Below are 13,431 nucleotides of genomic sequence, written 5' to 3'. Positions count from 1 at the left end.
TAAGGATTTTCCTTAGTAGGCGCCTTCTAGCTCAATACATATTTTAAAAAGATCGATGTTCGACACTAATGTATCATTCGATTAGTTTTTAATTTGTGTTTTGATATCTTTGTTAGCAGTTGTTTCTGCTTTTTTCATAGCATCTTTTAAAGTCATTTCGCCTTTAATAGCAGCTGGTAACATGTTATTGAATTCACGCATGATAATTGGTAAAGTTGGTCCGTTTTGCCATGTTGTTGCGTAATCAGCAGCAGCGATGAATGGAGCCATTAATTTGTTGTCTTGAAGGTTCATTGCTTCAGTTACAGATGCACGGCTAGGGATAACGCCAGCGCCTTCAGCCCATGTTTTCATTCCTTCTGGACCAGTTACATAGTTAATGAATTCCCAAGCAGCATCTTTCTTTTCGGATTGAGCGTTCATTGAGTAAGAAACTGTGAACATCATTGAAGAATTTTTACCACCGATTGTTGGGTGTTCCATCGTTCCGAACTTCACTTCTGGGAAGTTTTGTTGTAAGTTTGCAATGCTCCAGTTACCTTCTATCATGATTGCAGCAGCTTCAACACCGAATGAATCTCCAGAGTTACCTTGTCCTAAATCTTTTGCTGTGTTGATTGTTTTATCATTTTTGAAAGCATCTACATACATTTGTAGATATTGTAATTGATCGTCTTTAGATAGAACTGCATAACCATCTTTATCTACGATATTTGTTCCGTTCGCTTGCAATACTTGCATATGACGAGTAAGTTCTGCTGTTGAAACGAAGGCTTGTTTTCCTTTAGGAAGCTTAGATTGTAAATCTTTTAAGAATGCTGGCCATTCAGTAGCTTCTGTTGGAATTGTTGCTGGGTCAACGCCAGCTTCTTTAAATAAGTTTTCGTTATAGTATACTCCTAAAGTAGAGTTATCTTTTGGAACACCATATTGCTTTCCGTCAGTACCAGTAAAACCTTCGTAAGCTGGTTTATAGAAATCATCTACATTGAAGTCATCTGTTTTTTCGATATATGAATCAAGTGGCTCAAGAACACCTTGTTCGATAAGTGCTGGAGCTTCAGATACGTCCACATAGAATACATCTGGTGCTGTTCCACCGATTAAATCTGTTTGTAATTGAGTAGCATAATCGTTGTAAATACGTTTTTCTACTTTAATTCCAGTTTTTTCTGTGAATGCTTCTAATAACTTATCGTAAGTAGCAGCTTCTGCTTCAGTGCCTTTCCAAGAACCAACTGTAATTGTTTGAGCCTTTTCTTTGTCTCCACCAGTTGCTTTGTCTTTGCTGTCGTCAGATCCGCAAGCAGCAGTAGCAAGCAACATTGCAGAAGTCATAACTGCAACTGCAGGTTTGATGAACTTTTTCATGCTGAATATCCTCCTCATGTTGTCATACTCTTACCTTATGAAAACGTTTAAGTGTTCATAAATACTGAATTTACAGAATAAAACCTTATTAAAGCAGTATTTTTTTTGTATTTAGAAACCGTTTTCATCGGGTACACTTTTATTATATCCAAAACGTTTCGGATTTCAATTACTTTTTTGAAAAAAGTTTGTAAACGCTTATAATAAAAATAATGGAAATATTAAATCTATTGTTAGGTAAGGATAACGTATGATATAAAATGTTATTATAGTAAACCAAATGGATTAGTAGGAAAGAGAGGAGGAGCGATTTTTGGCAACAATCAAAGATATTTCAAAAGCAACAGGATTTTCTACTACTACTGTGTCGAGAGCGTTGAACGGTCATCTAGATGTAAATGAGAACACAAGAAAGAAAATCCAGGTAGCGGCTGAAAAGCTTGGGTATACACCTAATATGCTTGCGCGAAGTTTGGTAATGAAAAATAGTAAGACAGTTGGATTTCTTATTACAGATTTAAAAAGATCTGGTATAAAAGATAATTTTCTGTTTGAAACATTATGTGGTGCCATGGATTACTTGCAAAATTTAGAGTATGAACTAGTTGTCTTAACAACTACTACATCGAAGCAAAGAAATAAAACGTATCAGCAATTATGTAATGAACGAAATTTAGATGGTATTATTATTCAAGGTTTGAAAACAGATGATCCTTATGTGCAAGAAGCGCAAAAGAGTAGTAAACCATGCGTTCTTATAGATATTCCGACTAATGCTCACAATACAGGTTACGTAACAACGAATCAGCAAGAAAGTTCTAAACAAGCAACCAAGTATTTATATCGACTCGGACATAAACATATTGCTTTTATTAATGGACATGATACTGCTCATGTAAGTATCGAGCGATTGAAAGGATATAAAAAAGCCTTAGACGAATGTAATTTACCATTTCGTGAGGAGTATGTTGGTAATGGAGAATTTGATGAAGATAAGGCAAAGCAATGTGCGATTTCTTTAATTCTAGCATATCCAGAAATTACAGCCATATTTTGTGCCAGTGATGTAATGGCATTAGGGGTCATGAAGGCAGCAAGAGAATTAAATATTTCGATTCCACAACAGCTATCTGTTATTGGTTTTGATAATATTTTATTATCAGAGTATGTTACACCAAGTCTTACTACAGTTAGTCAAAATCCATATGAAATGGGGAGAAGAGCAGCTAATATGATGGTTTCTTTTATTGAAGACAAGGAAACCGATCGAGTTGTTGAACTTGATAATCAATTAACATTAAGGGATTCGACAGCTGCCCCTATTTTATCAGAATCGAATAATTAAAAAAGAGTGGAAGTTTACGTATTTTAGTTGAACTATGTAAACTTCCACTCTTTTTTGTTTTGACAGAATATAATCTTGTTACATGTTCTCTACTTGCAAGGCATTTACATTTTTCTTAATTAAGTATGCTGAATGGATCGGATGGTACGAAGTGCGAAAAATCCAACCACGGACCAATAAAGTAAAAAGAAGAAGCTAATTTCAAAGCCCATTAAATCAAATACTGTTTTTACGAATATCGGAGCACTAATCCCATAAGCTGTAATTGTCCAAGCTTCTTTATAAGAAATTTTAACGAATTTTTTAAAACCATAACCAGCCAATGCAAGCATGCTAATAATCACTAAATGGACGATTAAATCAATCATTATATTGACATATTGATATAGTGGTGCAAAGTAGTTTAGCTGTGGAGAAAAGCTTTTTGCTAATTTGACACTATCCTGTTTATCGAATACTCCATCAGTTTCGTTAGCTAGTAAAGGGAAGGACTTATAATCAAACTTTGCTCCTGGAAAGCCTGCTCTACCATAACTCCATTCTGTTTCTCCTAAAGCAATAATATTTTTCATTCCATGCATCGGAAGCTGAGAGGATTCAGTGCTTCCAACGATAATCATAGTTTCTATTTGAGGTAAAGAAATAACCTGTGGTTTACCTGCTTTTTGTAAACCATTTTTTGTGATAGTAAAGTCATCTATCAATTTCACTTGTTCGTATAATGTGTTTTGAGCCCCTTTGAAAAGAGCGTATCCTGAAATGACAGCATTTGAAAGCAATACAAGAATCAGAACGTAAAAAAATGATTTCCAGACACTTTGACTTCTCCAGGAAGCGACTTTTTTAGCGGAGAATCCAATGCTTGCTATAAATTGATCTATTAAATTCATTTTACCACCTAATTTCTGAAATTTCCGAAACGTTTTTGTTATTTCAAGCTGATTATAACATAGTATTTTTGAAAAAAATTATAAAAAATAACTTGTATATCCGAAACGTTTCGGATAGAATGGTGTTGAGTTAAGAAAGCGCTTTACAAATCGCTGCTCACAAGAAAAATTTAGAAAATGATACGTATCGCAATAGAAAATTATATTTATTATTCGTAGGAAAGGACGATTTTATAATGTCTAATTCAATCATGCAATACAACCGTGGTACTGGAGCTTATGAGAATTGGGTTGTAACAGAATCTGCATATAATCCCAAATTAGTAGGTAAAGCTGAAGCTATTTTTTGCTTAGGAAATGGATATATGGGTCAGCGTGCAGCTGCTGAAGAAAAAAACATGGGAGAAACTCGTAACTTATTTGTTGCTGGAACGTTTAACAAATTCGCAGACAATGAAGTGACAGAACTTCCAAATGCTGCTGATGTATTATGGATGGACTTTACTCTTGATGGCCAAGCTTTCAATCTTGAGCAAGGTACAATTGTATCTTATGAACGTTCTTTAAACGTTAAAGAAGCTGAATTAACAAGAAAAGTAGTATGGACTTCTAATGAAAATCGTACTTATGAATTAACTTTCCGTCGTTTCATTTCTTTAGAAGACAAGCATGTGATTGCTCAACGTGTAGAAATTACGCCAGTTGACCAAGATGCTGAAATCTCAATCACTTCTGGTATTAATGCACAAGTGTCAAACAGTGGTGTTCAACATTTTAAAGAAGGCGAAAAACGCTTATTTGATAAAAAAATCATGCAATTAATTCAAACAACTACTGAAAGCAATATCGACTTTGTTTTCAATACAGCTCATCAGTTTGAAAAAAACAATGCAGCTGTAGAAGTAGACGGATTAATTTTAATGGAACGTCGTAAAATCTACTATGCTTACAACAACATTTCAGTAGCAAAAGGTGAAACACTTGTTATTGAAAAATTAACAAATGTATTTACAAGCCGTGATAAAGACGTTGAATTAGCTGGATTAGAAGGCTTAAAAGCATTCTCTAAAGAGCATTTAGAAGGCGTGTTAAAAGCGGGATACAATACATTATTCGTTGCTCATAAACAAGCTTGGGAGGAGCAAGTATGGAGCGCATGCCCAATCACAATTGAAAGTGGAGAAAGCTTTGATCAATTAGCAATTCGTTTCGCTCAGTATCACTTAACAGTATTTACACCAGCGCATGATAACCGTATGAACGTTGGTGCAAAAGGATTATCGGGCGAAGGATATAAAGGACACACGTTCTGGGATACAGAATTATTCGTTCTTCCATACTTCATTTATAGTCATCCAAAAGTAGCTCGTAGTCTATTAGAATACCGTTATTTAACACTTCCGGGTGCGCATAAAAAAGCGAAGGAAAATGGCTACGAAGGTGCTATGTTCCCTTGGGAATCTGCATGGCTTGAAGATGGAGAAGTAACACCTGTATGGGGTGCTGCCGATATCATTACGGGTGAAGCTACAAAAATTTGGTCAGGTTTCATTGAGCAACATATCACTTCTGATATCGCATTTGCGACATGGCAATACTACCAAATCACTGGGGACGAAGATTTCATGGAGAAATACGGCTATGAATTACTTCTTGATACAGCGAAATTCTGGCAATCTCGTTTAGAGTGGAACGAGGAGAAACAAGAATTCCACATCAACAATGTAATCGGACCAGATGAATATAAAGAACATGTAAACAACAATGCGTTTACGAACTATACAGCTCATTGGACAATCAAAAATGCAATGGCTTACTACAACATGTTGAAGGCAGATAAGCCAGAAATCTTTGCACGTCTAAACGAGAAGTTAGATCTTGATGCAACTTACGAAAAATGGGTTGCAAAAGTAGATAAAATCTACTTACCACAACCACGTCAAGAAGATTTAGTAATCGGACAAGATGATACGTACCTTTCTAAACAAATCATCGACTTAACAAAGTACAAAAACCAAGAAAACGTTGGTTCAATGTTCAAAGATTACAACTTAACACAAGTAAATGAAATCCAAGTATCTAAACAAGCAGATATTATGGTTCTGTTCTACTTACTTGAAGATTTATTTAGCCAAGATGTGAAGAAAGCAAACTGGGAGTACTATGAGCCAAAAACACTTCATGACTCATCTTTAAGCTTATCTACACACTGTGTATTAGCTTCAGATATGGGTGATAAAGAAATGGCATATAAACTATTCAACCAAGCATGCGCAATTGACTTAGGACCAAACATGAAGACAAGTGATCACGGGATTCACGCTGCTTCATTAGGTGGTATTTGGCAATGTGTTGTTAATGGCTTCGGTGGAGTGAGAATGCTGAACGGTAAGCTTCGCATTGTACCTGCATTACCAGAAAAATGGAATGCATTAACTTTCCCAATCTTTTGGCAAGGTGATCGCCTAGAAGTTACTGTTACTAAGCGAACATTAACTGTTAAGAAAGTAACAAACAATAATGATGAAATCACATTTACATGTGGTGACAAAGAATACACAGTTAAAGATCAAGTTGTAATAGAACTTTAATTAGAACAGCGGTAGCGCTTTGCATGTAGAGGACATCGTCTAACGTCTTATGGAAACGCTGTAGCTGTAGGCCTCTGACCGGCATAAGACGAGCTGGTTAGAAGGCTGCTCATCGACCTTCTGAACGGATTGACTAATGATCTCGAACTGTCAAAGTTATCACTAGTCATAACTTTGACAAGATACTCGATGATGTTTTTCATGGAGGAACACTGGCAAAGGTACTGGTGCAAGACAGTATTTCTATTATAAAATTATTAAAAAACGCCCATTAGTGCATACTAAAGGGCGTTTTAGCTATGTTACAAGAAAGGTGTTGCCTATCCTCATTCTAACGAATTCTTTTTTAGGCATTGGTCTACTTTGCTGTTAATTTTTTTATAACAATAAACGGATTAAAGCAATCTTCAAAAGAATTTACATTCACATTGGAGAAATGTGGTTATTCTGCAACTTTTTCTAAATTCCCATTGCGATCCATTTTAAACTTAGTGTTGTGAGGCGTTTCTTCCTCTAATAATACTAGCTTACGAGCGCGGTTCATGATTTTCATAATTGTTTCATAATCCTCTTGAATGGTTTCGGAGTTTTCTTCAAGATTTGCAATTTGAGATTCTAATTCATCATTTCTTTTTTGGATACGATATATTTCATTCTTTTTATCTCGAATCTCCGCTTTTAATCTCTCGTTTTCCGTTTTTAATACTTCGCTCTGTAAGCTTTGTGTATTCATAGATTGTAAAAATGTTATAACATCATCAATGGATGCGATTGATGTTGGTACACTCAGTTTAGATGGTGTAGTGATGTTTCCTATATCTTCGTAGCTTGAAAGAGCTGTTGATTCTGTAAAATCATCTTGGATATCTGAAGTTAGGAATTCTTGAGGTTCAGGTAACAATCCAACTTCTACGATAGTTGGTGTTGGTGGAGTATATAATAGTTTTTTCTTGCCACCTTGTTCTTTGCCAAGTAAACGATGACGCTGTTTTCTTTGTTTCTTTGCTAGCTGTAATGCTTTTTCATAGTTGTGACGAACGACGGCATTCCATCTAAATCCACAAGCAGCAGATGTACGATTAAGTTTATCGCCTACTTCTTCAAACGCATTTAATTGCGTACTGCCCTCACGAACATGACGTAAAACAGTCTCAGCTAATAATAAATCATCTTCTTCTGTCCATGCATCTTGTCTAACTTTCATTTTTAACTTCCTTTCTATTTCTATCTAACTTTTTATTTTCCTAAAAAAGGTAATGTGAGTAGTACATATTTTGGTCAATTTCAATTGTTTTTATACACAAAAAAATAAAAAGCTAGATTGGAAGAAATGGCAGTAATGATAATACATAAAAAATAAAGTAAAAGAGAAGGAATCGTGAGATTTTGAGAGAAGCGTGGATGGCTAAGCCAGATGTTAAGAAAATTCATTATTAAGCTTTTAAGAAAAAGGTACTTACATAAAGGGCCCTAGCTTACATAAAAATGAGTATTTAGGACAGACTAAAAACGGTTACATTTTGACTTTCTAAGAAAGAAAGAGTAAAATACCCATTAGATTTATTACGTTGAAGGGATGGTTACCGCGAATGGCTAACGAATTTAAAGTGTGCGACGAATGTCAAGCAACCAACATAAAAACACTTGTGCCTAAGTTAAAACAACTGGACCCTGACGCATCAATCGATATCGCTTGTCAATCGTATTGTGGGCCTGGGAGAAAGAAATCCTTCGCTTTTGTAAATAGTCGTCCAGTAGCAGCTCCTTCTGAAGATGAGCTAATTGAAAAAGTACAAGCAAAGTTAAAATAACTGTAATTCACATTACTTTATAAGGATTTAGCCTTATAAATAAGCATAAAGTATCATATATAGGCTGCCTTTTGATCGTTACGAACTTACGACATAGGGTAGCCTTATTTTATTGTAAATGAAGAAGTAAAGTAGTGTTATTGTAATAGCATATCTGTATTTTAGGATGTGTAAAAATTAGTACTTTAATGTGATTTTTAATTTTTCACTGCCGTATAAATGTTACACTAACTTATAAGCACGCCATAATGAAAAGTTGAGGTAAATCTATGGGATATTCTAATGAGAAATTAAGTGAGGAGAAAGTTTTCAAAGACCCTGTCCATCGATACGTGCATGTGCAAGATAGAGTGATATGGGATTTGATTGGAACAAGAGAATTCCAAAGATTAAGAAGAATAAAGCAATTAGGGACGACATTTTTAACTTTTCATGGAGCAGAACATAGTCGTTTTAATCATTCGCTTGGTGTATATGAAATCGTCCGCAGAATAGCTGATAATGTCTTTATTGGCCGTTCTCAATGGAATGAGCAGGAACGCTTATTATCGCTTTGTGCTGCGCTATTACATGATTTGGGCCATGGTCCCTTCTCGCACTCCTTTGAAAAGGTCTTTAATTTAGATCATGAAAATTTTACGAGACAGATTATATTAGGAGATACTCAGGTTAATGATATTTTAAAGCGTGTCGATCAGACCTTTCCTAAAAAAGTAGCTGAGGTTATTGCCAAAACATACGAGAATAAACTAGTTGTAAGTCTTATATCGAGTCAAATAGATGCAGATCGAATGGATTATTTGCAGAGAGATGCGTATTATACGGGTGTAAGCTATGGGCATTTCGATATGGAAAGACTACTCCGAGTTATGAGACCGTGTGAGGATCAAGTCGTTTTTAAAAGCAGTGGTATGCATGCTGTTGAGGACTATATTATGAGTCGTTATCAGATGTATTGGCAAGTATACTTTCATCCTGTGACGAGAAGTGCAGAAGTAATTTTGACAAAAATTCTTCATCGAGCAAAAGAACTTCATGAAAACGGATATCAATTTATCCAAAAACCGATTCATTTTCTTTCTCTTTTTAAAGGAAATGTTTCAATAGAAGAATATTTAAAACTTGATGAGAACGTAATGATGTATTATTTTCAAGAATGGGAAAATGAAAAAGATTTTATTTTACAAGATTTATGTAGACGTTTTGTGAATCGTAAATTATTTCAGTATACCGAATTTCATCCTTCGAATGAAATGAATAAAGTTATTGAATTAACAACATTATTTAAAAAAGCAGGAATCGATCCGAACTATTATTTAGTAGTCGATTCTTCATCGGATTTACCATATGATTTTTATCGCCCAGGTGAAGAAGAAGAAAGACTACCGATTCACCTGTTAAAAAATAACGGAGAGATTAAAGAACTATCCCGAGAATCGGAAATTGTTGTTGCCATCACAGGTAAGAGAAGAACAGATCATAAATTATATTTTCCAGAGGACTTTTTAAAGGACGAATCATCGAAACGTAATATCAAAAAACAAATACGAGCGATTTTAGGAATTGATTAGCGTTCACTATAGATGGGCTACTAATACCTTAAAGTTAGAGCATGTACATAGTAATTAAGGAGGAACAGTAGTGTTAAAAGATCATGCTAGAATTATTCATGCCATCTCTGCAGTAGGAGAAATAGCTGGAAGAAAAAAATTGCAAAAAATCATTTATATAGCTAAAAAAATCTCTTTTCCGTTTCAAGAGAAATATCAGTTCCATTTTTATGGTCCTTATTCAGAAGAATTAACTTTACGAGTTGAAGAACTTTGTGAAATGGGATATTTGAATGAAGTAAAAGAAAAAAAGAATGGTTACCAACAATATTGTTATTCCATTTCAGCTGCAGGCGAGGATTTTTTACAGTTATTTGACTTAGAAATTCCAGCTTTGAAGGAATGTTTAATCAACATGAATGAGCAGAACGCACGGTTTTTAGAACTGGTATCGACTGTTTTATATTTTGATTCTTTACCTAAAATAGAAGTTATTGAAAAAATTAATACTTTAAAAAGTAAACAAAAATATACAGAAGATGAAATCGATGAAGCGTATACATATATCGATCAACTTATGAAAAAAGCTAAGTCTCATTAAAGGAGCTTAGCTTTTTTCGACTTAATATAAAATTAAAAAAATTCAAGTTGCAAGGGGTTTTATGTAATCTTATTGATCGCTTAAACGTTTCCCTGCAACTGCATAATGATTTTTTTGCATTTCTTCAATAAATACAACAATGTTTTCTTTCGGAGCACCAGCTGTTTCTGAAACAGCTTCTGTTACTTTTTCTACTAAAGCTTTCTTTTGCTCTTCAGTGCGTCCCTCTAACATTTTTACAGTAATATATGGCATACTATGATGACTCCTTTCATACTTTCTGATTGTAGTTTTTCATAATATCAAATGAAAATCAAGACTAGCTTTTCAAACTGGAAATAATAGTTACAAGGAAATGGATACAGCACAGAAATCTGTGAATCACATAAGCAGTGGTAACGCTTTATTTTTATAAGTTAAATTTTTTTATAATATACGTTATACTAATGAATACGAATATAATGGAGTGTGAAATATGGATTTCTTAAATAGGATATTAGCTTTTCCTCTAGAGCAGCTACCTTATGTGATTGTCGTCTTGTTAATAGCATTTACAGTACATGAGTTTGCTCATGCATTTGTTGCTTATAAATTTGGTGATCCTACTGCTAAAGATCAAGGAAGATTGACATTAAATCCAATGGAGCATATTGATCCGCTTGGAACGATTCTTATACTTATTGCTGGGTTTGGTTGGGCTAGACCAGTACCAGTTAACAGATATCATTTTAAAAATCCACGATTAGCAGGGGTTCTTGTGTCACTAGCGGGACCAGTAAGTAATTTGCTGATTGCGATTATCGGGTATTTCATTTACTTCAGTATTGAAGCTTCCGGGAGTACGGCTGAGGCTTTTATTTATGTGAGAATGTTTTTGACCATATTAATTAATTTGAACATCTTACTATTTGTTTTTAACTTATTACCCATTCCACCATTGGATGGATATCGGATTATTGAAGATTTGGTACCAGTAAATGTTCGAGCGAAAATGACACAATATGAACAATATGGTGTGTTAATCTTTTTAATCTTAATTGTTACTCCATTAGATTATTATACAATTGATCCTATATTTAATACTGTAATTCCAGCAATCAAGAATGGCTTAGGGGAGTTTTTTTATAAAATATTCTTTTAAGTAACTTAGAAGGAGGAAAATATGGATAATCAGAAGAAAAAAGTGCAATTTAATATTATTAAAAATGATCCTACGGATGGACATAAAGGTTTTGGAGCGGGTTCTTTAAGTCTGGAGAACATTTCTCCAATTATAATTGATGTAGAGGCTAAAGCAGCTTCCATTGAAATTGGTGCTTTACATGCTCGAAGTGCTGTTGAAAAAGGAATTAAGTTTCTAAAAAATAAAGAAGAAGTTCCTAACGGAAAACCTTATTGGCTGGTTTGGGTAGCTGTTGAACGCGGTGAAGAAGGCCCTTATTATGCGGGAGTAACGGCATGTGAAATGACCGTTGACCGCAGTATTCGTAGAGGATATAAGTCTCTTCCAGAGCATGTGAATAATCTAGACAAAGCGATGAAAAGAAGAATGTTAACAGGACATATGGATGCTGCTTCAAAGCATGTATTAAAAGAATTTTTACAAAACCATGATGCAGGAATGTGGGAGCGCTCTAGCGAAGAGTTGAAAAATCAGCTTGCTTAAGGATCTTTTGTTTTTGTCTAAAAATTGAAAAATAGGAAATTTTTATTTTACTACTTGTTGTTTTGAATAAAAATGGTAAACTTAGAATCAGCGTGGAACGCTATAAAGCTAGGACACAAAAAAAGCCTATTTATTAGAAAAGTAAGTTTTCGATAAATAGGCTTTTTTGTTTGGAAAAAACATATTAATGGATTAGATTGTAAAAGATTCATAAGAATCATTTACAATTCTATAGCATTATTTCACAAAAGAAGAGCTGATTTTCGTATATAATTATTCATGACAGGGGGAATTGTTATGAAAGCTATTGCTGTTTTTTGTGGATCGAGTATGGGGGCATCTCCAGAGTATCAACAAGGAGCTGTTCTTCTTGGTAAAGAGTTAGCCAAACGTAATATTACCTTAGTATACGGTGGCTCAAGTATTGGTATTATGGGAATAGTAGCAGATACCGTATTAGCAGAAGGCGGTTCTGTTATAGGGGTTATGCCACATTTATTACACGAAAGAGAAATTTCTCATCCAAATCTTACGGAGTTAATCGTAGTTGAATCTATGCATGAGAGAAAAGCTAAAATGGCTGATTTAGTTGATGGATTTATTGTTTTACCAGGTGGTCCAGGCACATTAGATGAGTTTTTCGAAATCTTTACATGGGCTCAAATTGGTTTACATAACAAACCATGTGGCATTTTAAATATTGCTGATTATTATAAACCTCTGCTAGCTTTATTTGATCATATGGTCACTGAACAATTTTTACAAGAAAAGTATAAATCGATGTTGTTAGTTTATGAACATCCTAAAGCTTTAATAGATGCATTTTCTTCCTACCAGGCACCTCCGATAAAGACATATTCGTGAGTGCATGTAAGGAAATGATAGCATGTTATATAAAATGAAAAAGGTGGAATTCAAAGCATGATAGTTGAATTCCACCTTTATCGTTTTAGAACAATGTTCAATAGCTATTGATTTTTGAAATGAGCAAAGTAAGCAAGACCTCTATGAGAAAGGCTGTTCGATTGCAAACTCCAGTCACAGGTGAGACAAGAAAAATCATGAGCGATTGATGTATAGAGAGCATTTATTGCTTATTTCTCATTAATAGAGACTTGGCTTTAAAAGAGTTATGTTATGACTAGATTTAGGAGAAATTAAAAAGAGTTTAAAAAAAGATTTGCTACAAACGATTCGAGGCAAAGGTTATTTCTTATGCGATGAGTGAATATTAAAATCGGTATCGTTATTCTCTTGTATTCTTTATTCGTTACATTCACTTTTATCGTTGGAATATATTATTTTTAATATTCAAGTGTCCATTCGAACCAAACTGTCGCACTGATGGAGGCGTGTATATACTTCAAGGGCAAGAATTGATAGCCGCCTATCAAGGGCTAGCGACTGTGGATACAGAAAAAATTACGGATATAACAATTGCGGATGAACCAACTGGAAACCTTGATAAAGAAATAGAAGAAAATATTATGAGTATTTTATTATCCCTTGTTCATGACAAAAAGAAATATGTTATTGTAGCGACTCACTCGAAGGAAGGCTATGGTGTAAAATAAGACGGACTGTCAAAATAGATCTTCGACAGTCC

At 34.4% G+C, this 13,431-nt stretch carries 13 protein-coding genes; 9 read left to right on the top strand and 4 right to left on the bottom strand.

Annotation, left to right across the window (positions count from 1 at the left end; translation table 11 throughout):
* Window positions 1-81: 81 nt before the first annotated feature.
* Window positions 82-1,371, bottom strand: a complete 1,290-nt coding sequence (locus BN349_RS15585; RefSeq protein ID WP_019243263.1) for an ABC transporter substrate-binding protein — start codon at window positions 1,369-1,371, stop codon at window positions 82-84.
* 313 nt (window positions 1,372-1,684) lie between these two features.
* Here BN349_RS15585 and BN349_RS15580 point away from each other — a divergent pair, with 313 nt between their 5' ends.
* The gene (locus tag BN349_RS15580) at window positions 1,685-2,716 is read left to right on the top strand and encodes a LacI family DNA-binding transcriptional regulator (RefSeq protein ID WP_019243262.1); all 1,032 of its coding nucleotides are present in this window, start codon (window positions 1,685-1,687) and stop codon (window positions 2,714-2,716) included.
* A 119-nt stretch (window positions 2,717-2,835) separates the two neighbouring features.
* Here BN349_RS15580 and BN349_RS15575 read toward each other — a convergent pair whose 3' ends face one another.
* Complete coding sequence (locus BN349_RS15575) at window positions 2,836-3,606, bottom strand: DUF1189 family protein (protein WP_019243261.1); 771 nt, start codon at window positions 3,604-3,606, stop codon at window positions 2,836-2,838.
* Window positions 3,607-3,842: 236 nt separating this feature from the next.
* Between BN349_RS15575 and BN349_RS15570 the strand changes: the two genes are divergently transcribed.
* Window positions 3,843-6,197, top strand: a complete 2,355-nt coding sequence (locus tag BN349_RS15570) for a glycoside hydrolase family 65 protein (protein WP_019243260.1) — start codon at window positions 3,843-3,845, stop codon at window positions 6,195-6,197.
* Between the two features lie 442 nt (window positions 6,198-6,639).
* Here the strand turns inward: BN349_RS15570 and BN349_RS15565 are convergent, their stop codons facing one another.
* A complete protein-coding gene (locus tag BN349_RS15565) occupies window positions 6,640-7,401 on the bottom strand; it encodes an RsfA family transcriptional regulator (protein WP_019243259.1) in 762 nt (253 codons plus the stop codon).
* A 385-nt stretch (window positions 7,402-7,786) separates the two neighbouring features.
* On the opposite strand from BN349_RS15565, the gene BN349_RS15560 reads away from it, so the two are divergent.
* From BN349_RS15560 to BN349_RS15550, 3 genes are all read left to right on the top strand, one after another.
* On the top strand, window positions 7,787-8,008 hold the full coding sequence (locus BN349_RS15560; RefSeq protein ID WP_019243258.1) for a DUF1450 domain-containing protein: 222 nt from the start codon (window positions 7,787-7,789) through the stop codon (window positions 8,006-8,008).
* Between the two features lie 269 nt (window positions 8,009-8,277).
* A complete protein-coding gene (locus BN349_RS15555) occupies window positions 8,278-9,579 on the top strand; it encodes an HD domain-containing protein (RefSeq protein WP_019243257.1) in 1,302 nt (433 codons plus the stop codon).
* A 70-nt stretch (window positions 9,580-9,649) separates the two neighbouring features.
* The gene (locus tag BN349_RS15550; protein WP_019243256.1) at window positions 9,650-10,159 is read left to right on the top strand and encodes a YwgA family protein; all 510 of its coding nucleotides are present in this window, start codon (window positions 9,650-9,652) and stop codon (window positions 10,157-10,159) included.
* 69 nt (window positions 10,160-10,228) lie between these two features.
* Here BN349_RS15550 and BN349_RS15545 read toward each other — a convergent pair whose 3' ends face one another.
* Entirely contained in the window at window positions 10,229-10,444 is a 216-nt protein-coding gene (locus BN349_RS15545; protein ID WP_332306682.1) for a 2-hydroxymuconate tautomerase, read from the bottom strand.
* Between the two features lie 190 nt (window positions 10,445-10,634).
* Here BN349_RS15545 and BN349_RS15540 point away from each other — a divergent pair, with 190 nt between their 5' ends.
* From BN349_RS15540 to BN349_RS15525, 4 genes are all read left to right on the top strand, one after another.
* Window positions 10,635-11,300, top strand: coding sequence for a site-2 protease family protein (locus BN349_RS15540; RefSeq protein ID WP_019243254.1), 666 nt, complete (start codon window positions 10,635-10,637; stop codon window positions 11,298-11,300).
* Window positions 11,301-11,321: 21 nt separating this feature from the next.
* Window positions 11,322-11,825: a YwhD family protein gene (locus BN349_RS15535; RefSeq protein WP_019243253.1), complete on the top strand. Its 504-nt coding sequence runs from the start codon at window positions 11,322-11,324 to the stop codon at window positions 11,823-11,825.
* A 297-nt stretch (window positions 11,826-12,122) separates the two neighbouring features.
* Window positions 12,123-12,689 carry a TIGR00730 family Rossman fold protein gene (locus tag BN349_RS15530; protein WP_019243252.1) on the top strand — a complete coding sequence of 189 codons (567 nt, stop codon included), beginning with the start codon at window positions 12,123-12,125 and terminating at the stop codon, window positions 12,687-12,689.
* A gap of 488 nt (window positions 12,690-13,177) precedes the next feature.
* Window positions 13,178-13,399 (top strand): hypothetical protein, encoded by a 222-nt coding sequence (locus BN349_RS15525; RefSeq protein WP_019243251.1) that lies wholly within the window; start codon window positions 13,178-13,180, stop codon window positions 13,397-13,399.
* Window positions 13,400-13,431: the final 32 nt, after the last annotated feature.

The sequence above is a fragment of the Bacillus sp. AP8 genome (assembly GCF_000321185.1).
GTDB classification, from domain to species: domain Bacteria; phylum Bacillota; class Bacilli; order Bacillales; family DSM-1321; genus Bacillus_AD; species Bacillus_AD massilioanorexius.
Note: the sequence above shows the minus strand (reverse complement) of the source record. Positions and strands in the feature narration are given on the sequence as shown.